The organism is Pseudomonas sp. Irchel s3a12, assembly GCF_900187485.1.
In the GTDB taxonomy this organism is placed as follows: Bacteria; Pseudomonadota; Gammaproteobacteria; order Pseudomonadales; family Pseudomonadaceae; genus Aquipseudomonas; species Aquipseudomonas neuropathica.
The window spans coordinates 27,023-52,315 of the sequence record NZ_FYDN01000004.1 but is presented as its reverse complement, the minus strand read 5'-3'; the positions used below and the strand labels follow the sequence as shown (position 1 = coordinate 52,315).

Genomic DNA, 25,293 nt, shown 5'->3' with positions numbered 1-25,293 from the left:
AACAGTTGAGACTATCTTCTGCCCAAGCGCTTGCTTGGTTGCCGCTGGCGGCTTAAATTGCGCGCAACCCTGCGGTTTCAGGGGGCAACAGACTGATCGACTGTAGGAGAGAACGGGTGGACGAGCAAAAAGCCCTGAGGGTCATGCGCGATTTGGTCGACGAAGGCCAGTTGACTGACCCTGACAGCGCCCGCGGCAAATTGCTGCAAGTGGCCGCTCACCTGTTCCGCAACAAAGGCTACGAACGTACCACGGTGCGCGATCTGGCCGGCGCCGTCGGCATCCAGTCGGGAAGCATTTTTCATCACTTCAAAAGCAAGGATGAAATCCTCCGGGCGGTGATGGAGGAAACCATCCGCTACAACACCGCGTTAATGCGGGCAGCTCTGGCCGATGCGGCCAATGTGCGCGAACGCGTGCTGGCGCTGATTCGCTGCGAACTGCAGTCAATCATGGGCGGCAGCGGTGAAGCCATGGCGGTGCTGGTTTATGAGTGGCGTTCGCTGTCCGAAGAAGGTCAGACCCAAGTGCTGGCACTGCGCGATGTCTACGAGGACATCTGGCTGCAAGTGCTGGGTGAGGCCAAGGACGCAGGATTTATCCGTGGCGATGTATTTATTACCCGACGTTTCCTCACTGGCGCACTGTCCTGGACGACCACCTGGTTCCGTGCCGGCGGCAGTTTGAGCCTCGATCAGTTGGCCGACGAGGCGTTGATTCTGGTCCTCGAAGAGCGTTGAAGCACTTTCTATCGGGCCGGGAAACTGGCTAACTGGGCGAAACCGCCTAGCTTGAATGCATTGATCGGTATTTTTTCGGGGAGTGGGGTGTTTTGAAGTCTTTGCCAATTCGGACGGCCGCGGGCTTGATGCTCGCAGCGCTGGCTGCATTTTGGGTATTGCCCGCTCAGGCAGCGCAATTGGTCCGGGTCGGCGCGGCGCATTTTCCGCCTTACACCGTTCGCCCGGAAAACGGTGCCGACACAGGCCTTCTGCCGCAATTGGTCGAGGCCCTCAATCGCCTGCAAAGCGACTATCAGTTCGTCCTCGTGCCCACCTCGATTCCCCGGCGTTTCGGTGACTTCAAGCAGGGCCGGATCGACATGGCAATTTTCGAGAATCCCGATTGGGGCTGGAAGGAAATTCCCCACACAGATGTCGACATGGGTCTTGAGGATGCGGAAATTTTCGTCGCACAACGCGAAGATGGCCGGCAGCAGAATTATTTCGCCGACCTCACTGGCAAGCGCCTGGCTCTGTTCAGCGGTTATCACTACGAGTTCGCCAACTTCAACGCTGACCCGAAATACCTCGCACAGAATTACAACGCCACGCTGACCTATTCCCACGACAGCAACCTGCTGATGGTGCTGCGCGGGCGCGCCGATGTTGCCTTGGTGACCCGTTCCTATCTGTTCGATTACCTGCTGCGTAACGAGAAGGTGCGCGACGAGTTGCTGGTGTCGCAGCGCATCGATCAGGTCTATCACCATTACGCGATTCTTCGTCCGACCGCGCCGATCACCGGCGCGGCGTTTGGCAAGTTGTTGCAGGGTTTGCGCGACAACGGTGAAATGCTGAAGATTTTCGATCCGTACAAGATTGCCGTAGTGCCGGTGCCTCACCACTGAGGCAGCGATTTCTGGGCAAAGCCTAAATTTTCCCTCCCGGATCACGTCCCATCGTTGAACTGTCGACGATTATCGTGAGCCCGACCCATGTCCAATCTGAATGACCTGACTTCCCTGGCCTTGCCTGCGGGCAGTCAACTGATCGCTGATGTCAGCGAAAACCGTCTGAGCCTGAGCCTGGACGGACAACCGCTGATCCGCTTGCGCCTCGATCGAGACGCAAAGGGGCCGATCCAGATCGATGAGCGTTTTGCGTTGCCGCCCGGGCAGGCGTTGTGGGCAGCCTGTTACTGGCTGTTCGCACGGGATCCGGCGTGCCGTCAATTGACCTGGCAACTCGATCAGCCACCGACCGAAGCCTTGCTCAGTGGCTTGCTGGTGAGCACCGAAGTGGCCGGCGAATATCGCTGCGAGCGCACGCTGTTCTGGCAGTTGCCGCAACCGTGGCTCGGCACTTCGCTGAGTGGTAGTTATCCGCAGCAGATGGTCATCAGCCAGGGCAAGCGTCATCCGCTGCGGCCAGTCAAACCGCGCGGTGAAGTGTATCGGCGTTTCGATGCCCGCCTTGGTGCGTGGATTTCCCTGCGCACTGTAGAGATCGAAGCAGACCTGGCGCGCTTCAACCGCTGGCAGAACAGCCCGCGCGTTGCCAGTTTCTGGCAGGAAGAGGGCAGCCTCGAGAAGCATCGCGAATACCTGAGCAAGCTCGATGCTGACCCGCATACGCTGACGCTGATTGGCTGTTTCGATGATCAGCCGTTTGCCTATTTCGAAGCCTACTGGGCCAAGGAAGATCGCATCGCGCCGTTCTACGATGCCGACAACTACGATCGCGGTATTCACATGCTGGTCGGCGAGGAAGAGCACCGTGGTCCGCATAAAGTGGCGAGCTGGTTATCGGCGCTGGTGCATTACCTGTTTCTTGATGATCCGCGCACTCAGCGGGTGGTCGCCGAGCCGCGGGCCGACAACGCGAAGATGATCGGCCATATGCAGAATCAGTGCTTTCACTGCGAGAAGGAATTCGACTTTCCGCACAAGCGCGCGGCGCTGATGATGCTGGGGCGTGAGCGGTTTTTTGATCGCTGCAAGTTGGCTTGAGGTCATTTAAAAGCAAAAGATCGCAGCCTTCGGCAGCTCTTACAGAGGAATGCATTTCCATGTAGGAGCTGCCGAAGGCTGCGATCTTTTTTATCTGTCGGCGCGGTCTCAGCGACGACCCACGGCTACCGCATCCTGACGGCTGCCCGAGACCTTGCGGCAGTGCACCAGTGCATCACGAATCATGAAGTTGACCAGGGTTGGCGAAACGCCCAGTTCCTTGGCGATGTCCTTTTGCGGCACGCCGTGCAGCCGGTACATCTCGAACGCATAGCGCGTGCGGCTGGGCAGTTCGGTCAGCGCGTCGGCGATGTTTTCCAGGGTCGAGAAATTGATATGCGAGGTTTCCGGCGAAGCACCCTGGATGACCACATTCAGCCCTTCCTCTTCAGGGCCGGAGTACTTCTGCTCAAGCGCCTGTTTGCGGTAATGATCGATGGCGAGGTTGCGCACGATCTGGAACAGATAGCTCAGTTGAGCCTTGATCGACGACGTGATCGGTGGCGCCGATTGCAGTCGGAAAAACGCATCCTGCACCACATCTTCGGCGCGCGACCGGCAGCCGGTAATGCGGGCTGCAATCTTGACCAGAATCAGTCGATTGTCGACGAATGCCTGAAGTAGCGGTGAATCGCACTTGCTTGTGGATACTTGTTCCGTCATGGAAATCACCTTGCTGCCAAATAGGTTCGTGGGACGCCTTGGGGGATGGGGGCGTCCTACACATCGAGCGACAAATTATGTTGAATGATAATGATTGTCAATTGAGAAAGAGAAGTAATGCGCCACAAAGGTGCGTTCTGAGAACTGCGACACGCCGCCACACCCCGGCCCCATTGGCGATCCAGCCTGCCGACTAATTATTTCAAGACGTCATCCGTTCTCATTGGTGAATGGTTCCCGGTGCACAACCCCGGCCACACCGCATTCCGCAGCCTTGCGCGGTCGGCACAGACCGCGCCCTGCATGCCCTTCGAGGGGCGTGACGCAGCAAACCCGATTCCATTAGCAAGCCGAATTCAGGCAGGAAACCTCATGACCGACGCGTTCGAACTCCCCAGCACCCTGGTCCAAGCCCTCCAGCGCCGCGCGGCCCTGACGCCGGATCGACTGGCCTTGCGTTTTCTCGCCGAAAACGAAGAGCAGGCTGTGGTACTCAGTTATCGTCAGCTGGATGAGCGCGCACGCATGATCGCCGCCGCGTTGCAGGCTGACGCTGAATTCGGCGACCGTGCGGTGCTGCTGTTTCCCAGCGGTCCGGATTACGTCGCGGCATTTTTTGGCTGCCTATACGCCGGCGTGATCGCAGTGCCGGCCTATCCGCCGGAATCCGCGCGCCGTCACCATCAGGAGCGTTTGCTGTCGATCATTGCCGACGCCGAACCGCGTCTGCTGCTGACCAGCGCCGACCTGCGCGACGCCTTGCAGCAGATCGAGGGTGCGCCGCCGTTGTTGTGTGTCGACACTCTCGACAAGACACTGGCGCAAAACTGGGTTGAACCGAGCCTGCCGCAAGACCACATCGCCTTCCTGCAATACACCTCCGGTTCGACTGCACTGCCCAAAGGCGTGCAAGTCAGCCACGGCAATCTGGTCGCCAACGAACTCCTGATCCGTCACGGTTTCGGCATCGACGTGAACCCTGATGATGTCATCGTCAGCTGGCTGCCGCTGTACCACGACATGGGTTTGATCGGTGGTCTGCTGCAGCCAATTTTCAGCGGCGTGCCATGCATTCTGATGTCGCCGGCGTACTTCCTCGGTCGGCCATTGCGCTGGCTGGAAGCGATCAGCGAATACGGCGGCACCATCAGCGGCGGACCGGACTTCGCCTATCGCTTGTGCAGCGAACGGATCAGCGAGTCGGCGCTGGAACGTCTCGATCTGAGTCGCTGGCGCGTGGCCTATTCTGGTTCCGAGCCAATCCGTCTCGACACCCTGGAGCGCTTCGCCGAGAAGTTCGCCGCATGCGGTTTCAGTGAGCACAGCTTCATGGCCTCGTACGGTTTGGCCGAAGCCACGCTGTTCGTCGCCGGCACCCCGCGCGGCACCGGTATCCCGGCACTGCGCGTGGACGATCAGGCGCTGGCACAAAACCGCGCCGAGCCGGGCGATGGCAGCCCAATCATGAGTTGTGGTATCAGCCAACCGGAACACGCGGTGCTGATCGTCGAGCCAAACACACTCGTCGAACTCGCCGACAACGCGGTCGGCGAAGTCTGGGCCGCAGGCCCGAGCATCGCCCACGGCTACTGGCGCAATCCTGAAGCGAGCGCCAAGACCTTCGTCCAGCACGCCGGCCGCACCTGGCTGCGCACCGGCGACCTGGGCTTCATGCGCGACGGTGAGCTGTTCATCACCGGACGCCTGAAAGACATGCTGATCGTGCGCGGCCACAACCTGTATCCACAGGACATCGAAAAAACGGTCGAGAACGAAGTGGAAGTGGTGCGCAAGGGTCGCGTCGCTGCATTTGCGGTCAATCAGGATGGCGAGGAGGGCATCGGCATTGCGGCGGAAATCAGCCGCAGCGTGCAGAAAATCCTCCCGCCGGAGGCGTTGATCAAAGCCATTCGCCAAGCCGTGGCTGAGGCTTTTCAGGAAGCCCCGAGCGTGGTGGTGCTGCTTAATCCCGGCGCCTTGCCGAAAACTTCCAGTGGCAAATTGCAGCGCTCGGCGTGCCGCAATCGTCTGGCCGATGGCAGCCTCGACAGCTACGCGGTGTTCCCGTCGAGCACCGCTGAAAGCCAGGGCGCAGTCACCAGCGCCTCAGAACTTGAGGGCTTGATCGGCAAGATCTGGGCTGAGCAACTCAACGTCAAACAGGTCAACGCCGACGATCACTTCTTCCTGCTCGGCGGCAACTCGATCGCCGCTACGCAAGTGGTCGCCCGCGTGCGTGAAGAGCTCGCGCTTGAGCTGAACCTGCGCCTGTTGTTCGAAGCACCGACCCTGTCAGCGTTCGCCGCAGCCGTTGCGCAACAGCAGCAGGACGGCGGCAGCGCCCAAGGTGCAATCACCACACTGTCGCGCAGCGAGCCGATGCCGCAATCGCTGGCACAAAACCGTTTGTGGATCACCTGGCAACTCGACCCACAGAGCAGCGCCTATAACATTCCCGGTGCCCTGCGTTTGCGCGGCGAACTGGACGAAGACGCCTTGCATGCCAGCTTCCAGCAACTGATCGAGCGCCACGAATCCCTGCGCACGCGTTTCTTCGAGCGCGACGGCGTGGCTCTGCAACAAGTGATTGCCGGCACCGAATTCAACCTGCAACTGATCGACATCAGCGACTTGCCGGCGCCCGAGCGCGAGGCCCGTGCGCAACAAATCCGCGAAGACGAAGCACGCACCCGGTTCGACCTGGAAAAAGGTCCGCTGCTGCGGGTGACGCTGGTGCGTCTCGACGACGAAGATCACCAATTGCTGGTGACGCTGCACCACATCATTGCCGACGGCTGGTCCCTGAACGTATTGATCGACGAATTCTCGCGCCTTTACGCCGCTGCTTCGCAAGGAGCGACAGCCAACCTCGCGCCATTGCCAACCCAGTACGCCGACTACGGCAGCTGGCAGCGTCAATGGCTAGCGCAAGGCGAGAGCGCGCGGCAACTGGCCTGGTGGAAAGCGCAGTTGGGCGACGAGCATCCAGCGCTGGAGCTGGCTACCGATTACCCACGATCCGCCAAACAAACTCACAGCGCCGCACGTCACTCCGTGCGTCTGGGCGCGAGCCTCAGCGATGCGATCCGTAACACGGCACAGGCTCAGCAATCGACCCCGTTCATGCTGTTGCTCGCGGCATTCCAGAGCCTGCTGCATCGCTACAGCGGTCAGCGCGACATCCGCATCGGCGTACCGAACGCCAACCGTCCACGCCTGGAAACCCAGGGCCTGATCGGCTTCTTCATCAACACCCAAGTGCTGCGAGCAGAGATCGATTCGCGCCTGTCATTCGTTGCGCTGTTGGCCCAGACCCGCAACGCCACACTCGGTGCCCAGGCGAATCAGGATCTGCCCTTCGAACAACTCCTCGAAGCCTTCCCGCAGGCCCGCGAACAAGGTCTGTTCCAGGTCATGTTCAACCACCAGCAACGTGATCTGAGTGCGCTCAAACGTCTGCCGGGTCTGCTCGCCGAAGAACTGCCGTGGCACAGCCGCGAAGCCAAGTTCGACCTGCAATTGCACAGCGAAGAAGACCGTAACGGTCGCCTGACCCTGTCGTTCGACTACGCCAGCGAACTGTTCGATGTGGCGACCATCGAGCGTCTGGCCGAGCATTTCAGCAACCTGTTGCGCGACGTCTGCGAACGTCCGGAGCAAGCCATCGGTGATCTGCAACTGCTGACCGCCACTGAGCACGATCAGCAACAACACTGGGGCGTTGCGCCATGCACCCCGGCGCAACAATGGCTGCCAGAACTGCTCAATGAACAGGCGCGCCTGACCCCGGAACGCACCGCACTGGTGTGGGACGGTGGCAGCCTCGATTTCGCCGAACTGCACACGCAAGCCAACCGCCTTGCGCATTATCTGCGCGACAAAGGCGTCGGCCCGGATGTCTGCGTGGCCATCGCCGCCGAGCGTTCGCCGCAACTGCTGATCGGCCTGCTGGCGATCATCAAGGCCGGCGGCGCCTATGTGCCATTGGACCCGGATTACCCGGCGGATCGCCTGGCTTACATGCTCAGCGACAGCGGCGTCGAACTGCTGCTGACCCAAACCGAATTGCTCGGCCGCTTGCCGGCCAGCGATGGCGTCAGTGTCATCGCCATGGACGCGTTGCACTTGGAAAACTGGCCGAGCCAGGCACCGGGCTTGCACCTGCACGGCGACAACCTCGCTTACGTGATTTACACCTCGGGTTCCACCGGCCAACCGAAAGGCGTCGGCAACACCCACGCGGCACTGGCCGAGCGTCTGCAATGGATGCAGAACACCTACCGCCTCGATGAAACCGATGTGCTGATGCAAAAGGCACCGATCAGTTTCGACGTGTCGGTGTGGGAATGCTTCTGGCCACTGATCACCGGCGCGCGTCTGTTGATTGCCGGCCCCGGCGAACATCGCGATCCGCATCGCATCGCCCAGTTGGTTCAGGCCTATGGCGTGACCACGCTGCACTTTGTGCCGCCATTGCTCTCGCTGTTCATCGACGAACCACTGAGCACTGAATGCACCAGCCTGCGCCGGGTGTTCTCCGGCGGCGAAGCGCTGCCAGCCGAACTGCGCAACCGCGTCCTCGCGCAACTGCCAGCGGTGCAACTGCACAACCGTTACGGCCCGACCGAAACCGCGATCAACGTCACCCACTGGCATTGCACCACTGCCGATGGTGAGCGCTCGCCGATTGGTCGTCCGCTGGGCAACGTGATCTGCCGCGTGCTCGACGCCGATCTCAATCCAGTGCCGGCAGGCGTGCCGGGTGAGTTGTGCATCAGCGGTATCGGCCTGGCTCGTGGTTACCTTGGTCGTCCATCGATGACCGCTGAACGTTTTGTGGTCGATCCATTGGGCGAGCAGGGCGCGCGGTTGTACCGCACCGGCGACCGCGCGCGCTGGACCTCCGATGGCGTGATCGAATACCTCGGCCGTCTCGATCAGCAAGTCAAACTGCGTGGCTTTCGCGTCGAACCGGAAGAAATCGAAGCACGCTTGCTCGCCCAGGACGGCGTCGCCCAAGCCGTGGTCCTGGTGCGTGAAACCGCTGCCGGCGCGCAATTGATCGGCTACTTCACCGCCACCGATGCCAGCGAAGATCACGACGAACAAAACACTCGCCTGAAAACCGCGCTGGCCGCCGAGCTGCCGGAATACATGGTCCCGGCGCAACTGATGCGTCTCGACGCCATGCCACTCAGCCCCAGCGGCAAACTCGACCGCCGCGCCTTGCCCGAGCCGCAATGGCAAGTGCGTGAACACGTCGAACCGGTCACTGCACTTGAACAGCAGATCGCCGCGATCTGGCGCGAAGTGCTCGGTCTGCCTCAAGTCGGTCTGCGCGACGACTTCTTCGCCCTTGGTGGCCACTCGCTGCTGGCCACGCAAATCATCTCGCGTACTCGTCAGGCCTGCGACGTCGAGCTGCCGTTGCGCGCCTTGTTCGAACACAGCGAACTCGGTGATTTTGCCGAACAGATCCACCTGATCCAGGCCAGCGGTCGCACGAACAAACAGCCACCGATCGACAAGGTCGATCGCAGCCAACCGGTGCCGTTGTCGTACTCGCAACAGCGCATGTGGTTCCTCTGGCAGATGGAGCCGGACAGCCCGGCGTACAACGTTGGCGGCATGGCGCGCCTGCGCGGCGTGTTGCATGTCGAGTGTTTCGAGGCGGCGTTGCAAGCGCTGATCCTGCGCCACGAAACCCTGCGCACCACGTTCCCGAGCGTCGACGGCGTCGCCCGTCAGCAGGTGCATGGCGAAACCGGTGTGCGCATGGGTTGGAAGGATTTTTCAAAACTTGCCGCCGATGTGCGTGAGCAAAAGGTTCAGCAACTGGCCGATGACGAAGCTCATCTGCCGTTCGATCTGGAAACCGGCCCGCTGCTGCGCGCCTGTCTGGTGAAGACTGCCGAGCACGAACATTACTTTGTCCTGACTCTGCACCACATCGTCACCGAAGGCTGGGCGATGGATATTTTCGCCCGAGAACTCAGTGCGCTGTACGAAGCCTTTGTCGATGACCGTGATTCGCCGCTTGAGCCGCTGCCGGTGCAGTACCTCGACTACAGCGTCTGGCAACGCAACTGGCTGGAATCCGGCGAGCGTCAGCGCCAACTCGACTACTGGACCGCGCAACTCGGTCGTGAACATCCGCTGCTGGAATTGCCGGGTGACCGTCCGCGTCCCCCAGTGCAAAGCCATCAGGGTGAGCTGTTCCGTTTCGACCTTAGCGACGAACTCGCCGCGCGGGTTCGTGCGTTCAACGCGCAAAACGGTCTGACCCTGTTCATGACCATGACCGCCGCACTCGCGACGCTGCTTTACCGCTATAGCGGCCAGACTGATCTGCGCATTGGCGCGCCGGTGGCCAACCGCATTCGCCCGGAAAGTGAAGGGCTGATCGGTGCATTCCTCAACACCCAAGTGCTACGTTGCCAGCTCGACGGCATGATGTCGGTCGGCGAACTCTTCGAGCAGGTGCGTCACACCGTGATCGAAGGCCAGTCGCATCAGGATCTGCCATTCGATCATCTGGTTGAAGCCTTGCAACCGCCGCGCAGCGCTGCGTACAACCCGCTGTTTCAGGTGATGTGCAACGTGCAGCGCTGGGAATTCCAGCAGAGCCGCATGCTCGCTGGCATGACCGTCGAGTACCTGGCCAACGATGCACGAGCGACCAAGTTCGACCTCAACCTGGAAGTCACCGACCTCGACCATCGCCTCGGTTGCTGCCTGACTTACAGCACCGATCTGTTCGACGAGCCGACCATCGCGCGCATGGCCAAGCATTGGCGCAATCTGCTCGAAGCGCTGATCGCCGATCCGCAACAGCGCCTCAGTGAATTGCCGCTGCTCGATGCGCCTGAGCAACAGCACCTGCTCGATAGCCTCGGCATCGAGTCGGGTGAGCATCGTCTCGATCAGTGCATCCATCACCTGTTCGCCGAACAGGCGCTGGCGCGCAAAGACGCGCCGGCCCTGACCTTCGCCGGGCAGACCCTGAACTACGCCGAACTCGACGCCCGCGCCAATCGTCTGGCCTGGGCCTTGCGTGAGCGCGGTGTCGGCCCGCAAGTGCGCGTTGGCCTGGCGCTGGAGCGTTCGCTGGAAATGGTCATCGGCCTGCTGGCGATTCTCAAGGCCGGCGGTGCGTACGTGCCGCTAGACCCGGAATACCCGCTCGACCGTCTGCATTACATGATCGAAGACAGCCGCATCGGCCTGCTGCTCAGTGATCGCGCCATGTTCAAAGCTCTCGGCGATCTGCCGCCAAGTGTGGCGCGCTGGTGTCTGGAAGACGACAGCGCGGCACTCGCCGCTTACCCGGCCAGCGAGCTGCCGTTTATCAGTCTGCCGCAGCATCAGGCGTACCTGATTTACACCTCGGGTTCGACCGGTAAACCGAAAGGCGTGGTGGTCTCCCACGGTGAAATTGCTATGCACTGCCAAGCCGTGATCGAACGTTTCGGCATGCGCCCGGACGACTGCGAACTGCATTTCTATTCGATCAACTTCGACGCGGCGACCGAGCGTCTGTTGGTGCCGTTGCTCAGTGGCGCGCAGGTGGTGTTGCGTGCGCAGGGTCAGTGGGACGCGGAAGAAATCTGCGGTTTGATCCGCACGTATAAAATCAACGTGCTTGGTTTCACCCCGAGCTACGGCAGCCAGTTGGCGCAGTTCCTCTCAACGCAAAACGAAATCTTGCCGGTGCGGATGATCATTACCGGCGGCGAAGCGCTGACCGGTGAACACCTGCAACGGATTCGCGCGGCGTTCAAACCGGCGATGTTCTTCAACGCTTACGGCCCGACCGAAACCGTGGTCATGCCGCTGGCCAGTCTGGCGCCGGAGGTGCTGGACGAGGGCGCCGGCAGCGTGCCGATTGGCAGCGTGATTGGCGCGCGTGTCGCGTACATTCTCGACGCCGATTTGGCATTGGTACCGCAAGGTGCGACCGGTGAGTTGTTCGTCGGTGGGGCCGGTCTGGCGCAGGCGTATCACGACCGTCCGGGCATTACCGCCGAGCGTTTTGTCGCTGACCCGTTCGCCACCGATGGCGGGCGCATGTATCGCACCGGTGACCTGGTGCGCCAGCGTGCCGATGGTTTGGTGGAATATTTGGGACGAATCGACCATCAGGTGAAAATCCGTGGATTCCGTATCGAACTGGGCGAAATCGAAACGCGTCTGCTTGATCACGATTCGATCCGTGAAGCCGTGGTGCTCGCACTGGATGCCCCGAGCGGCAAACAACTGGTTGGCTATCTGGTCACCGAAGTTGCTGAGCAAAGTGAAGCCCGTCAGGCTGAACTGCGCGACGCCCTCAAGGCGCACCTCAAGGCACAACTGCCGGATTACATGGTGCCGACCCACCTGATTCTGCTGGCGAGCATGCCGCTGACCGCCAACGGCAAACTCGACCGCCGCGCCTTGCCGGCGCCGGATCCTGAGTTGAATCGTCAGGACTACGTCGCGCCGAGTAACGAACTGGAGCAGACCCTGGCGCAGATCTGGTGCGAGGTGCTCAACGTCGAACAGGTCGGCCTCAACGACAACTTCTTCGAACTCGGCGGCGATTCGATTCTGTCGATTCAAGTGGTCAGCCGTGCGCGTCAGCAAAGTATTCATTTCAGCCCGCGTGATCTGTTCCAGCATCAGACCGTACAGACTTTGGCCGCTGTAGCCAGTCGTACCGAGCAGGTGACGGCCGAGCAGGGCCTGGTGGCTGGCGAATCGGCCCTGACGCCGATTCAACATTGGTTCTTCGACACAGAAATCCCTGAACGTCAGCACTGGAACCAGGCGTTGTTGCTGGAGCCAACTGTGGCGCTGGAACCGCATCGTCTGGAGCAGGCGCTGCTGGCGGTGATTGAGCAGCATGACGCCTTGCGTCTGCGCTTCACCGAGGCCAATGCTGAGTGGCAAGCCACGCATCAACCGGTGTCCGACGTTGCTGTTCTCTGGCAAGTACGCGTCGCATCGATGGACAAGTGCGAAGCGCTGTTCGCTGATGCCCAACGCAGCTTGAATCTTGCGCAAGGTCCGTTGTTGCGTGCCCTGCTGGTTGACGGCCCTGAAGTTCAGCAACGCCTGTTCATCGCGATTCATCACTTGGTGGTCGACGGCGTGTCGTGGCGCGTTTTGCTCGACGATCTGCAAACCGTGTATCGCCAACTCGACGCCGAACAAGCGGTAAAACTGCCGGCGAAAACCAGCTCTTTCAAGGACTGGGCTGCGCGTTTGCAGGCCTACGCCGGCAGCGAATCACTGCGCGAAGAACTCGACTGGTGGCAGACCCAACTGGCCGGGCCGAACGCTGATCTGCCCTGCGAAAATCCACAGGGCGGCCAGCAGAATCGTCACGCACAAACCGTCAGCGTGCGCCTCGATGCCGAGCACACCAAACAGTTATTGCAACAGGCTCCGGCGGCCTATCGCACGCAGGTCAATGACCTGCTGCTGACGGCGTTGGCCCGAGTGTTGTGCCGCTGGAGCGGTCAACCGTCGGCGCTGATTCAACTGGAAGGTCACGGCCGCGAAACCCTGTTCGACGAGATCGACCTGACCCGCACCGTCGGCTGGTTCACCAGCGCTTACCCGCTGCGTCTGACCCCGCACAACATCGAAGAAGCTGCGGGGCAGGGCGCTTCGATCAAGGCAATCAAGGAGCAACTGCGCGCGGTGCCGCACAAAGGCCTCGGTTATGGCGTGCTGCGTTATCTCGCCGATGACCTCAGCCAGCGCAGCATGGCCGCGCTGCCGCATGCGCCGGTCACCTTCAACTACCTCGGCCAGTTCGACCAGAGCTTCGGCAGTGATGCGCTGTTCCGTCCGCTGGACGAGCCGGTCGGTGGCGCCCACGATCCGCAGGCGCCATTGCCCAACGAGTTGAGCATCGACAGCCAGGTTTACGGCGGTGAATTGCTCCTGCGCTGGACCTTCAGCGCCGAGCGTTATGACGCGCAAACCATCAACGATCTGGCCGACGCCTACCTTGGTGAACTGCAAAGCCTGATCACCCATTGCCTGCAAGACGAGGCCGGCGGCCTGACGCCATCGGACTTCCCGCTGGCCAGACTGACTCAGGCGCAACTCGATGCCTTGCCGGTGCCGGCCGCGCACATCGAAGACGTTTATCCGCTGACGCCGATGCAGGAAGGCATGTTGCTGCACACCTTGCTCGAACCGGGCACTGGCCTGTACTACATGCAGGATCGCTACCGCATCAACAGCGAACTCGACCCGCAGCGTTTCGCTGAGGCCTGGCAAGCGGTGGTCGCCCGTCACGAAGCGCTGCGAGCCTCGTTCTGCTGGAACGTCGGCGAAGACATGCTGCAAGTGATTCATACGCCGGGTCGTACGCCAATCGAATATCTGGACTGGAGCGCCATTGCTGAAAACGAGCAGGAACCGAAGCTGCAAGCCCTGCTGAAAAGCGAGCGCGAGGCCGGTTTCGATCTGCTCAATCAGGCGCCGTTCCACTTGCGCCTGATCAAGGTCGGCGCGGCGCGTTACTGGTTCATGATGAGCAACCACCACATCCTCATCGATGCCTGGTGCCGCTCGTTGCTGATGAACGACTTCTTCGAGATTTACACCGCACTGGGTGAGGACCGTGAAACGCAACTCGCCGTGCCGCCGCGTTATCGTGATTACATTGGCTGGCTGCAACGTCAGAGCCTGGCCGAGGCGCGGCAGTGGTGGCAGCACAATCTGCAAGGGTTTGAGCGCACCACGCCGATCCCGAGCGACCGTCCATTCCTGCGTGAACATGCCGGTGAAAGCGGCGGCATGGTCGTCGGCGACCGCTACACCCGCCTCAAAGTCGAGGACGGGGCGCGTCTGCGGGAACTGGCGCAGGCCCATCAACTGACCATCAACACCTTCGCCCAAGCGGCGTGGGCCTTGGTCCTGCGGCGCCTGAGCGGCGATCGTGACGTGCTCTTCGGTGTGACCGTGGCCGGGCGCCCGGTGGACATGCCGGAAATGCAGCGAACTGTCGGCCTGTTCATCAACAGCATCGCGCTGCGGGTGAAAATGCCTGAGGACGATCAGCGCAGCAGCGTGCGTCAGTGGCTCAGTGGTTTGCTCGACAGCAACATGCAACTGCGCGAGTACGAATACCTGCCGCTGGTGAACATCCAGGAACAGAGCGAATTGCCGAAAGGCCAGCCGCTGTTCGACAGCCTGTTTGTCTTCGAAAACGCCCCGGTGGAAGTTTCGGTACTCGATCATGCGCAGAGCTTGAATGCGACTTCGGACTCGGGCCGTACGCACACCAACTTCCCGCTGACGGCGGTGTGTTACCCAGGCGATGACCTCGGTCTGCACCTGTCGTATGACCAGCGTTATTTCGACGAATCGACCATCGAACGCATGCTCGGCGAGTTCAAACGTCTGCTGCTGGCGCTGGTCGATGGCTTCCATGGCGACATGGCCGATCTGCCGCTGCTAGGCACAGAGGAACAGGACTTCCTGCTGCACGGTTGCAACCAGAGTGCCCACGATTATCCGCTGGAGCAAAGCTACGTTGCGCTGTTCGAAGCGCAGGTCGCTGCGCATCCGCAACGGATTGCCGCTACGTGCCTTGATCAACAACAGAGCTACGTCGAGCTGAACCACAACGCCAACCGTCTCGGTCATGCACTGATCGCCGCCGGTGTGCAGATGGATCAACCGGTGGCCTTGCTCGGCGAACGTAACCTTGATCTTCTCGGCATGATCATCGGTAGCTTCAAGGCCGGCGCGGGTTATCTGCCGCTGGATCCGGGCCTGCCGAGCCAGCGTCTGCAACGCATCATCGAGCTGAGTCGCACGCCGGTGCTGGTCTGCTCCAAAGCATGCTTTGAACAAGCGCAGACTTTGCTGGATGAATTCAGCTGCGCCAATCGCCCGCGCTTGCTGGTGTGGGAGGAGATTCAGGCGGCAGCGACTTCGGCGCAGAACCTGGGCATTTACAGCGGCCCGGACAACCTCGCCTACGTGATCTACACCTCGGGCTCCACCGGCCTGCCGAAAGGCGTGATGGTCGAGCAGCGCGGGATGCTCAATAACCAGTTGAGCAAGGTGCCGTACTTGGATCTGAGTGATGCCGATGTGATTGCACAGACCGCTTCGCAAAGCTTCGATATTTCGGTCTGGCAGTTCCTTGCCGCGCCGTTGTTCGGAGCGCGAGTGGACATCGTGCCGAACACCATCGCCCACGATCCGCAAGGTTTGCTGGTGCATGTGCAAGCGCAGGGCATCACCGTGCTGGAGAGTGTGCCCTCGTTGATTCAGGGCATGCTCGCCTCGGAGCGCCTGAGTCTTGATGGCTTGCGCTGGATGCTGCCGACCGGTGAAGCAATGCCGCCGGAGCTGGCGCACCAATGGCTGCTGCGTTATCCGGACATTGGTTTGGTCAATGCGTACGGCCCGGCGGAGTGCTCGGACGACGTGGCGTTCTTCCGCGTCGACATGGCCTCGACGCGCGGCAGTTACCTGCCGATCGGCACGCCGACCGACAACAACTTGCTGTACCTGGTCGATGGCGCGCTGGAACTGGTGCCGTTGGGCGCAGTGGGTGAGTTGTGTGTTGCCGGGACCGGCGTCGGGCGCGGTTATGTCAGCGATCCGTTGCGTACGGCGCCGGTGTTTGTACCAAACCCGTTCGGTGCGCCGGGCGAGCGTCTGTATCGCACCGGTGACTTGGCGCGGCGTCGCAGTGACGGTGTGCTGGAGTACGTCGGCCGGGTCGATCACCAAGTGAAGATTCGCGGTTATCGCATCGAGCTGGGTGAGATCGAAGCGCGCCTGCATGAACAGCCGGAAGTGCGCGATGGCGCGGTCGCTGTGCAGGAGGGCGTCAACGGTAAACACTTGGTCGGTTATCTGGTTGCGGCCGATTCAGCACTCAATCCGAGCGAACGCCTGGAGCGGATCAAGCAGCGCCTGCGCGCCGAACTGCCAGAGTACATGGTGCCGCTGCACTGGTTGTGGCTCGAGCAAATGCCGCTGAATGCCAACGGCAAGCTCGACCGCAAGGCCCTCCCGGCGCTGGAGATCGGCCTGTTGCAGAGCCAGGATTATCTGGCCCCGCGCAATGATCTTGAACAGACGTTGGCTGATATTTGGGCCGAGGTGCTGAAGGTCGAAAAGGTCGGTGTACGCGACAACTTCTTCGAGCTGGGCGGGCATTCGTTGCTGGCCACGCAGATCGCCTCGCGGGTGCAGAAAACCCTGCAACGCGATGTGCCGCTGCGGGCGATGTTCGAGTGCAGCACGGTGGAGGAGTTGGCTGAGTACGTCGATGGATTGGCGGCGAGTGATATCACCGAGGAGAAGGTTGATCGGTTGAATGATCTGATGGCGGAGCTGGAGGGCTTCTAGTTCCTTAGCGCCTGCAATGGCCTCATCGCGAGCAGGCTCACTCCTACAGGGGAACGCATTCCAAAATGTAGGAGTGAGCCTGCTCGCGATGAGGCCGGTACATTCATGTACATTTCCAAGGTTGACGATAAAGAACCGGCAGCTCAGTCTGCCGGTTCTCTTTTTTGTCGCGGGGGTGGTCGATGCCTTTTTTCACGGTTGACGGACAAGCGCTGCATTACATTGATCAAGGCACTGGTCCGGCAGTTTTGCTGGCCGGCAGTTATCTGTGGGATCAGGCCATGTGGGCGCCGCAGATCGCCGCGTTATCGCCGCACTATCGGGTGATTGCGTTGGATCTGTGGGGCCACGGTGAGTCGGGACGGTTGCCTGAAGGCACGACATCACTGGATGACATTGCCAGTCAGGCGCAGGCTCTGCTCGATCATCTGGATATCGAACGTGTCACCCTGATTGGCCTGTCGGTCGGCGGCATGTGGGGCGTGCGTCTGGCGTTGTCGGCACCGCAACGGATCAACGGTCTGGTATTGATGGACACCTACGTTGGCGTCGAACCTGAACCCACCCGTCAGTATTACTTCTCGCTGTTCAAGCAAATTGAGGAAACCGGCGAAATCTCCGAGCAACTACTGGATATCGTTGTGCCGATTTTCTTCCGTCCGGGGATCGATCCGCAGTCGGCGCTGTATCAGGATTTCCGCGCGAAACTGGCGGCGTACTCTTCGGATCGGCTGCGCGAAAGCATCGTGCCGATGGGGCGAATCACCTTTGGCCGTGATGACTTGTTGCCACGGTTGGGCAAGTTGAATGCGGCGACCACGCTGGTCATGTGCGGCGATCAGGACAAGCCGCGACCACCGTCGGAAGCGCAGGAAATGGCTGAGTTGATCGGTTGCCCGTGGGTGTTGGTGCCGGAAGCGGGGCATATCTCCAATCTGGAGAATCCGCAGTTTGTCACCGAGGCGTTGCTTACCTTCCTCAGCGAGCGCAACCGAATTACCGGGTAATTGCACTTCGCGGGCAAGCTCGCTCCGATACTCGACCGCACCCTGACTGAGGACGCGCGGCTAAAAGCAGGAGCGAGCCGGCTTCGCGCGCAGATCCGCCGATGGGGCCAGCCCAGGCACCGCAAAGCTGAAATCTGAGATACTGCCGCCCGCAAAGACAATCATTAAGGGACTGATGTGGAGCAATTTTACTGGCGCGATCTCAAGGATCTTGAGGACAAGTGGGCCGGCTTGAGCGTTGAAGTCAAACGAGCGAAATCAGCCAAACCTCCGCTGCATCTGCAGAGCGGTAACAACGGTCGGATGAAGCTGATGCTCAACGACATCCCGTTGTTTTGGGGCACCATCGCCACCTCGTATTACGGTGCGTGGCTGGTTCGCAATCCGCAGTCCACTCAACTGGACTCGTCACCGGTTCCTGCCATTGGTGCGGCTGACGTTCAGGAACATTTTGATTTACCCCCTGATGAGCGCATCCGCCACTGGTGCCGTTATTTCATCAACAGGTTGATGGATAATCAGGCGGACTTTCTCTATCCCGGCCATTGGGTGGCGCGTCCTCTGCTGCCCGCTGCTGCCCGCTATACCTACGGCGAAGGCGCAAAGGGCTGGTATTTCTCAACGCCTGCAGAAGCTTCCAGCCATTTGCCGAAATGGTACGCGCGCGGTGACGGCATTCTCGACAATGTGCAGCCGCAAACCGTGCATTGGCTCGATTGGGATCTGGGTCATCTGATCGGCTTGCACACGGTGGATCCATTGGCAGGCCGGATGAAATGGTGGCGTAAAAAAGCCAGGGAAGGCAGCTTGCCGCCCATCTTGCTCTGGTATGTGGGCGCGTTGTGCTCGTACGTGATCATCGATGGCCACTACCGGTTGCAGGCAGCGCTCGACGAGGGCATCAAGCCCGACTTTATCGTTTTGAGCTCCACAGAGGCCCGGCAGGTCAAATTGTGCGAAGACACACAACAGCGAGTGTTCAGCTCACTGATGATGCAAAGCGCAAAAAATCCGGATTTTGATGTACGAACATTGAATCAGGCGCTGATCAGCACCTTTGATGATCGTCCCTATCACTGGGCGGGTACGCACGCCTGGGCGGGCATCGCGTCGGATCAACAGTGGATCGCTGAGGTTACGACGTTCCTGAAAGAGCAGGGGACAACGGAGCATCTGGAGGACATTATCGGCCGAAGCGAATATTGATGGCTCCCGCACTGAGGCGGGAGCCAGTAATCGTTACTTGGGGCCGAGAATCTTCACCAACTTGTCCGGCGAAGGCGCGCCTTGTTGCTGTTGCAACTCACCCTTGTCATCCATGTAGAAAATCGCCGGCGTCGCCTGCAAATCCAGGTCTTCCATCAACTGCATGTTCGCTGCCAGTTTGGTCTGCACGGCCGCCGGAATGTCTTTCAGCGCTTTGAGCGAGCTGCCCTTGCCTGCTTTTTCGTGATCCTCCAGGGCCTTGGCCGGATCTTTCGCGGCCAGCAACGCGGCGGATTTGCCCGGGCTGTCCTCGCGGATGATGCCAACCATGATGTGCCGCAGTTGCACCTTGCCGGCCTTGACCCATGGCCGTGCCTGTTCCCAGAACATGTTGCAGTACGGGCAGTTCGGATCGCTGAACAGGTACACCGTGCGCGGTGCATCCTTGTTGCCGTCCTGAATCCAGTTGCTCGCCTCGAATTTGGCCCAGACTTCCTTGGCCATCGGCGCATAGACCAGTTTTTGCAGTGGCTCGCTGCTCAGGTCTTTACCGTCGGCGTCGTACAGATTGCCCAGCAACACGTGTTTGCCATCCGGGGTCAGGTACAGCGCCATGCCGCGATTCTGATACTGCGCCGCATACCCGCGCAGGCCATCGGGGGCGTCGAACTGGCCGACGATTTTCGCGCCTTTGGCTTCGATCTGCTTGATCGCCGCGGGCAGTTCTTCAGCAGCCTGCACCGACGGCAAGTGCAGCAGGGCGGTGCCCAGAGTCAGCGTCAGCAGGTGGCGGAGGCGGGGCATGGCAGTTTCCTTGCAGAGGTGGCCGGTGCAGTGGCCGGGTTCGAATTCGGGGTTGGGGTGGCGAAGTTTTCCAGCGCGCGCGCCAGGCTGGCGTTGGACAGCTCACCCAGGTGGCTGGTCAGCAGCCGACCGTCAGGGCTATAGAACAGCGTAGTCGGCAATGCCATGGAACCGACGGCCTGACCCAGCCGACCACTGCGGTCGAACAGCACGTTATTGAGGCTCAGGCCCTGGGTTTCGAGAAACGTCGCCACGCTCTGCATGCTTTCGGCCTGATTGACGAACAGGAAGGTCAGATCCGGGCGTTGTTGCTGAGCGCTTTCCAGCACCGGCATCTCGCGCCGGCACGGCGGGCACCAGGTCGCCCACAGGTTGATTACCAGCGGGCCGCCCTGATAATCGCTGAGCTGGATGGTTTCCCCGGCCGCGTTGCGCAGAGAGATGTCCGGCAGTCGGGTGCCTTGTTCGTAGAGGTTTAACGACAACGTCGCCAACAGCCAGAACGCCACGCCGCTGGCCACGCCAAAACCCAACGGGCGACGCAGCCCTGGACGCCGCCAGCCGCGATACAGGGCGACCAGCAACAGCACGATCACCCCCGGCCAGGCGAGGAAACCACCGTCGCGCAAATCGATGATCTGCCACGGGTCATTGCGATAGTGCGACCAGTACAGCAGCACAAAGGCAATTCGCGCCGCGAGCATGCCCAGCAGAAACAGGCTGAACAATGCTGACTCGGGGTTATCACCGCCACGCTTGGCCACCCGCCAGCCGACAAAGGTCGCCAGCGCCAGGGCACTGATCAGCAGCAGGTGGTTAAGCGCGATGGCAAAGGTGCCGAGGGTGAAAGTCAGCATTAATGGGCATCTCGGGTGGCAGTCCAGTGTTGCAGGAACGTCTCGGCGTCGACTTCGCCGGTGATGCGCTGGCTGCGGCGCTCCAGACCATCAGCACCGATCCAGATGAACGTCGGCGGTCCCGGCACTTTGTAGCGGCTGAGCAGTTCAGCGCTGGCGGCATTGTCGTCGGTGACATCAAGCCTGAGCAGGCGCACGTTGCTCAACGCCTGCATCACGTTGTCCTTACCGAACACCTGCTTCTCCATGATCAGGCAAGACTTGCACCAGTCGGCGTAGTAATCGAGCAGCACCCACTGACCCTGAGCCTTGGCGGCATCGAGTTCGCGTTGCAGCGCCGCCGGCTCCTTGATCGTGGTGAACGCTTCATGACCCGAAGGCGCGGCGGCGCCAGCGCGGCCGGCACTGTAGACCTGCAACGGTTGATACGGATCATCGCTGCCGCCCGCCGCACCAATCACCAGCAAACTGCCCCACAGCCCGAGCAGCAGCGAACTGGCGCCGAACAACTGCGCAACGCGGCCAAAACCTTCGGACTGTTTCCAGGCGCAGAACGCGGCGATCAACAGCAGCGCGCCGCACAGGCCCAGCCATAACGACGCATCCAGCACCGGGCGCAACATCACCAGCGCAGTGGCGAGGAAGAAGAATCCGAACACGCCTTTGAGCAGGTTCATCCACGCACCGGGTTTGGGCAGGAAGCCATTGCCAACGGTCACCAGCAACAGCAGCGGCACACCGATGCCGATGCCCAGCGAAAACAGAATCAAACCACCGTGCAGCGCGTTGCCGGTCTGCGCGATATACAGTAAGACACCCGCCAGTGGCGCGGTCATGCACGGGCCGACCAGCAGACCGGACAATGCACCGAGCGCTCCGGCACCGATCACGCTGCCACCGCTGCGACTGCGCGAGGCGTGTTCCAGGCGATCGCGCAGGGCCACCGGCAATTGCAGTTCAAAGAAGCCAAACATCGGCAACGCCAACACCACGAAGATCGCGGCAAAGGTCCCCAGCAGCCATGGATTTTGCAACCATGCCTGCAGGTTCGCGCCGAGCAGCGCGGCAATCACGCCCATCGCTGCATACACCAGCGCCATGCAAATCACATAACTGCCGGCCAGTACAAATCCGCGACGCGGGGTGGCACCACTGCCGACGACCATTCCGGCCAGAATCGGCAGCATCGGCAATGAGCACGGCGCAAATGCCAGCAGCAAGCCGAAACCGAAAAACGCCAGCAAGCTCCAGCCCAACGCGTGTTCTTGCAGGCTGCTGGCCAGGGCTTGATCCGGTGCCTGGTCGTTCGTTGTCGCTGTTGTCGCCGGTGTTGTCGTGGCTGGCGCTTTACCGCCCAGGTCGATGACCCGGGTTTGCGGTGGATAGCACAGGCCGGCATCGGCACAGCCCTGATAGCCGACCTTGATCTGCCCCGTGGCCGAGGCTGGAATTTTAATTTCCAGCCCTTGGCGATAGACCGGTTGCTCACCGAAAAACTCGTCGCTGTGGGATTCGCCTTCAGGCAGCGCGGGCTGTTGCTCTGCGCTCAGCCCTTCGAATTTCAGGCGTTTCTGATACAGGTAATAACCGTCGGCGATTTGCCAGAACAACTGGGTCTCACCGGATTCCAGGCGCTCGGATGTCAGCACGAATGCCTGGTCGACCAGGAGAAACTCCGGTTTTGTCTCAAATGGATTGTTCCCGGCCTGGGCCAGGCTGGAGATCAGCAGAGCAAACAAAAGAAAAAAATGACGCATGGAGGAGCCTTGTCCCTGTGCAAGTGAGGTGCACAATGGGCGGCGGCGATTAACCGATGATTAACCGCCACGCCCTTGTCGCTGTGACGTTCGGGGCATAATGTCAGCTTAATCGGCCAACTGCCTAATCGGCTTTTTTCTACGGGACTCACCATGCACGTACTGGTTTGCGAAGACGATGAGCTGATTGCCAGCGGCATCGTTGCCGGTCTCACGGCTCAGGGTTTGACCGTTGAGCACGTCAACACCGCATCGAAAGCGCGGGCGATGCTCAAGGTTGCCGAATTTGACGTGATGGTGCTCGATCTCGGCCTGCCCGACGAAGATGGCCTCAAGTTGCTGCAACAACTGCGTCAGAGTGGTCTGGAGATTCCAGTGCTGATTCTGACCGCGCGCGACTCGGTCACCGACCGCGTTGACGGCTTGCAGGCCGGGGCTGACGATTACCTGCTCAAACCGTTTGATCTGCGTGAACTGTTCGCCCGCCTGCAAACCCTGTTGCGCCGGGTCGCCGGGCGCAGCGTCAACCTGATCGAGCATGGCGCACTGACGTACGACCCGAGCAGCCGCGAAACCACGCTGGCCGGGCAACCGGTGGACCTGTCGCGTCGCGAGCAGTCGCTGTTGCAGGCGCTGCTGCACAATCGTGGCCGGGTGCTGTCCACCGAGCAATTGAAGGACAGTGTCTACGGCTTCAACGATGAACTGGAAAGCAACGCGCTGAACGTGCACATCCATCACCTGCGCAGCAAGCTGGGCAAAGGCATCGTCGAAACCGTGCGCGGTCTGGGCTATCGCCTCGGCCCGGCCGACGGTGGAGATCAAGACAAGTGATGAGCCTGCGACTGCGCCTGAGCCTGACCCTCGGTGCTGCGTTTGCGCTGATCTGGGCGCTGGCGGCGGCCTGGATGCTCAGTGACCTGCGCAATCAGATGATGTTCTCTCTCGACCAGCGTCTGGTGGCCTCGGCGCGCATGGTCGCCGGGCTGCTGGAACAGTTGCCGACGCTGCCGAGCAAAGGCGAGGGCACGCATTTCAGTGCCGAACAACTGAATATCCCCGGTGGCATGGCCTGTCAGGTCAGCTCCTTGCGTGGGGAAATTCTTGCGCGCAGCCACAACAATCCCGAACAAGCGCTGGAAGCCGAGAAAATGGGCTTCCATGACCAGATGATCGACGGTGCACCGTGGCGCAGCTTCACCCTCGCCCGGGGCGATGTGCGCATTACCACAGCCGACCGGCAGATCGAGCGCGAGGCGCTGAACATGTCGATCCTGCTGGCAGCGTCGGTGCCGGTGGGCGTGGCGCTGCTCGGTTGTCTGTGCCTGTTGTGGCTGGGTATCGGCCAAGGGCTGGCGCCGCTCAACCGTCTACGTGAAGCGTTGATGCGGCGCAATGCCGACTCGCTTGAGCCGTTGCAGATCCAGACCTTCCCCAGCGAATTGAAGCCGCTGCTGGAAACGCAAAATCAGTTGTTTCAACGCATCGGCAAAACCATCGAGCGCGAGCGGCGCCTGACCGGTGACGCGGCGCATGAACTGCGCAGCCCGCTGACGGCGATCAAGACCCACCTGCAAGTTGCGCGCATGACCGATGGCAGCGCCCGCGATCAGTCGCTGGCGCGGGCCGAGGAGGGCGCCGATCGCTTGCATCGCACCCTCGAACAGTTGCTGTTGCTGGCGCGGGTCGAGGGTAGTCTGTCGTTCGATGACGGTTCGCAGTGCAGCGCCGAGCAAGTGGCACGCCTGGCCATTCAGGACGCCACCGGTGGCGAGCACCAGCGCATCAAACTGCAACTGCCGACCGGACTTTCCGTTGCACCGCTGCAAATGCCGGCGGTGCTGTCGATTGCGGCGCTGCGCAATCTGCTCGACAACGCCCTGCGCCATACGCCAGAAGACTGCGCGGTTGAGCTGAGCCTGGAAACCATTGGCAACCGTGTGCGGTTTGTCGTGCGCGACCATGGCCCGGGGATTGCGGCGGATGATCTGCAACACCTGACCCAACGCTTCTGGCGCAACGGCCAGAGCACCGGTTGCGGCCTTGGCCTGGCGATTGTTCAGGCGATCGTCCAGCGCTGCGACTGCGCCCTGCATTTCGACAGCCGCCCGGATGGCCTGAGTGTCGAGCTGACCATGCCATTGCAACCTGTCTGATTCCAGTAGAGCTTGTGTAGGAGCTGCCGAAGGCTGCGATCTTTTGATTTTGTTTTTCAAGATCAAGATCAAAAGATCGCAGCCTTCGGCAGCTCCTACAGGAAATCGCGCCAGACACATCAAATGTAACTTTTCGACATTCGCTATCCGGCAGAGGTGGGGGTAAGGTCAACGCAGCTTTGACTCAATGGATTGAGGGAATTGCGCCATGGAAGCACCCATCTGCATTCGTCCCGCCACACTGGCCGACGCCGGCATCATCAGCCGCATCATCGAACGTTCGATCCGTATCGGTTGTGCGCTCGACCACCGTAACGATCCGACACGGGTCAGCACCTGGATCACTCAGCAATCCGCCGACTTCATCAGCGCCCGCCTCGCCGACCCGCACTTCTATTTATGCATGGCTTTACTGGCGGACAAACCGGTCGGTGTCGGCATGGCACAGGCCAGTGGTGACATTTCCCTGTGTTACGTGCAGCCGGAATCCTTTCGCCGGGGCGTCGGGCGCGCGTTGATGCACGATCTGGAAGGCTGGTTGCGGGTTCGCGACGTTGCTCAAGCGAATCTCAACAGCACGCGCACCGGCCGTGCTTTTTATCGCCGTCTGGGCTATCGCGAGTCAGCGCCGCCCGTCGAATATCAAGGCGTGCAGACCCTGCCCATGCACAAGTCGTTGGCAGCGCCGGCCTGACAACACGATCACGGGCTAAATCCTCAGGCCCCTTAAGCGTTTCCAGA

At 60.8% G+C, this 25,293-nt stretch carries 13 protein-coding genes; 9 read left to right on the top strand and 4 right to left on the bottom strand.

The window, feature by feature from the left end; all coding sequences use genetic code 11:
* Positions 1-116 precede the first annotated feature (116 nt).
* The 3 genes from CKW14_RS08270 to CKW14_RS08260 all read left to right on the top strand — a co-directional run bounded on the left by CKW14_RS08270 (position 117) and on the right by CKW14_RS08260 (position 2,731).
* Positions 117-740: a TetR/AcrR family transcriptional regulator gene (locus tag CKW14_RS08270; RefSeq protein WP_095048426.1), complete on the top strand. Its 624-nt coding sequence runs from the start codon at positions 117-119 to the stop codon at positions 738-740.
* A gap of 92 nt (positions 741-832) precedes the next feature.
* On the top strand, positions 833-1,630 hold the full coding sequence (locus CKW14_RS08265) for an ABC transporter substrate-binding protein (RefSeq protein ID WP_093435061.1): 798 nt from the start codon (positions 833-835) through the stop codon (positions 1,628-1,630).
* 87 nt (positions 1,631-1,717) lie between these two features.
* On the top strand, positions 1,718-2,731 hold the full coding sequence (locus CKW14_RS08260) for a GNAT family N-acetyltransferase (protein WP_095048424.1): 1,014 nt from the start codon (positions 1,718-1,720) through the stop codon (positions 2,729-2,731).
* A 108-nt stretch (positions 2,732-2,839) separates the two neighbouring features.
* Here the strand turns inward: CKW14_RS08260 and CKW14_RS08255 are convergent, their stop codons facing one another.
* Positions 2,840-3,394, bottom strand: coding sequence for an RNA polymerase factor sigma-70 (locus tag CKW14_RS08255; RefSeq protein ID WP_095048423.1), 555 nt, complete (start codon positions 3,392-3,394; stop codon positions 2,840-2,842).
* A gap of 372 nt (positions 3,395-3,766) precedes the next feature.
* Here CKW14_RS08255 and CKW14_RS08250 point away from each other — a divergent pair, with 372 nt between their 5' ends.
* The 3 genes from CKW14_RS08250 to CKW14_RS08240 all read left to right on the top strand — a co-directional run bounded on the left by CKW14_RS08250 (position 3,767) and on the right by CKW14_RS08240 (position 18,978).
* Positions 3,767-16,765, top strand: coding sequence for a non-ribosomal peptide synthetase (locus CKW14_RS08250; protein WP_095125127.1), 12,999 nt, complete (start codon positions 3,767-3,769; stop codon positions 16,763-16,765).
* A gap of 182 nt (positions 16,766-16,947) precedes the next feature.
* The gene (locus CKW14_RS08245) at positions 16,948-17,772 is read left to right on the top strand and encodes an alpha/beta fold hydrolase (protein ID WP_095048421.1); all 825 of its coding nucleotides are present in this window, start codon (positions 16,948-16,950) and stop codon (positions 17,770-17,772) included.
* 177 nt (positions 17,773-17,949) lie between these two features.
* Positions 17,950-18,978 carry a ParB/Srx family N-terminal domain-containing protein gene (locus tag CKW14_RS08240; protein ID WP_095125126.1) on the top strand — a complete coding sequence of 343 codons (1,029 nt, stop codon included), beginning with the start codon at positions 17,950-17,952 and terminating at the stop codon, positions 18,976-18,978.
* 33 nt (positions 18,979-19,011) lie between these two features.
* Here CKW14_RS08240 and dsbG read toward each other — a convergent pair whose 3' ends face one another.
* From dsbG to dsbD, 3 genes are read right to left on the bottom strand one after another with little or no spacing between them, the layout of a single operon-like run.
* Complete coding sequence (gene dsbG / locus CKW14_RS08235; protein ID WP_095048419.1) at positions 19,012-19,782, bottom strand: thiol:disulfide interchange protein DsbG; 771 nt, start codon at positions 19,780-19,782, stop codon at positions 19,012-19,014.
* Positions 19,758-20,639 carry a TlpA disulfide reductase family protein gene (locus tag CKW14_RS08230; protein WP_095048418.1) on the bottom strand — a complete coding sequence of 294 codons (882 nt, stop codon included), beginning with the start codon at positions 20,637-20,639 and terminating at the stop codon, positions 19,758-19,760. Before CKW14_RS08230 ends, dsbG begins: the two co-directional genes overlap by 25 nt.
* Complete coding sequence (dsbD, locus tag CKW14_RS08225) at positions 20,639-22,396, bottom strand: protein-disulfide reductase DsbD (RefSeq protein WP_095125125.1); 1,758 nt, start codon at positions 22,394-22,396, stop codon at positions 20,639-20,641. Before dsbD ends, CKW14_RS08230 begins: the two co-directional genes overlap by 1 nt.
* Positions 22,397-22,549: 153 nt before the next feature.
* Here dsbD and CKW14_RS08220 point away from each other — a divergent pair, with 153 nt between their 5' ends.
* From CKW14_RS08220 to CKW14_RS08210, 3 genes are all read left to right on the top strand, one after another.
* A complete protein-coding gene (locus CKW14_RS08220; protein ID WP_095125124.1) occupies positions 22,550-23,230 on the top strand; it encodes a response regulator in 681 nt (226 codons plus the stop codon).
* A complete protein-coding gene (locus CKW14_RS08215; RefSeq protein ID WP_095048416.1) occupies positions 23,230-24,552 on the top strand; it encodes an ATP-binding protein in 1,323 nt (440 codons plus the stop codon). The genes CKW14_RS08220 and CKW14_RS08215 overlap by 1 nt, the downstream gene beginning before the upstream one ends.
* A 208-nt stretch (positions 24,553-24,760) precedes the next feature.
* Positions 24,761-25,246 (top strand): GNAT family N-acetyltransferase, encoded by a 486-nt coding sequence (locus tag CKW14_RS08210; RefSeq protein ID WP_095048415.1) that lies wholly within the window; start codon positions 24,761-24,763, stop codon positions 25,244-25,246.
* Positions 25,247-25,293: the final 47 nt, after the last annotated feature.

Coding starts and splice junctions, on each gene's coding strand:
- dsbG (WP_095048419.1), bottom strand. CDS start 19,782: ATGCCCCGCCTCCGCCACCTGCTGACGCTGACTCTGGGCACCGCCCTG.
- CKW14_RS08210 (WP_095048415.1), top strand. CDS start 24,761: ATGGAAGCACCCATCTGCATTCGTCCCGCCACACTGGCCGACGCCGGC.
- CKW14_RS08245 (WP_095048421.1), top strand. CDS start 16,948: ATGCCTTTTTTCACGGTTGACGGACAAGCGCTGCATTACATTGATCAA.
- CKW14_RS08215 (WP_095048416.1), top strand. CDS start 23,230: ATGAGCCTGCGACTGCGCCTGAGCCTGACCCTCGGTGCTGCGTTTGCG.
- CKW14_RS08220 (WP_095125124.1), top strand. CDS start 22,550: ATGCACGTACTGGTTTGCGAAGACGATGAGCTGATTGCCAGCGGCATC.
- CKW14_RS08255 (WP_095048423.1), bottom strand. CDS start 3,394: ATGACGGAACAAGTATCCACAAGCAAGTGCGATTCACCGCTACTTCAG.
- dsbD (WP_095125125.1), bottom strand. CDS start 22,396: ATGCGTCATTTTTTTCTTTTGTTTGCTCTGCTGATCTCCAGCCTGGCC.
- CKW14_RS08250 (WP_095125127.1), top strand. CDS start 3,767: ATGACCGACGCGTTCGAACTCCCCAGCACCCTGGTCCAAGCCCTCCAG.
- CKW14_RS08260 (WP_095048424.1), top strand. CDS start 1,718: ATGTCCAATCTGAATGACCTGACTTCCCTGGCCTTGCCTGCGGGCAGT.
- CKW14_RS08230 (WP_095048418.1), bottom strand. CDS start 20,639: ATGCTGACTTTCACCCTCGGCACCTTTGCCATCGCGCTTAACCACCTG.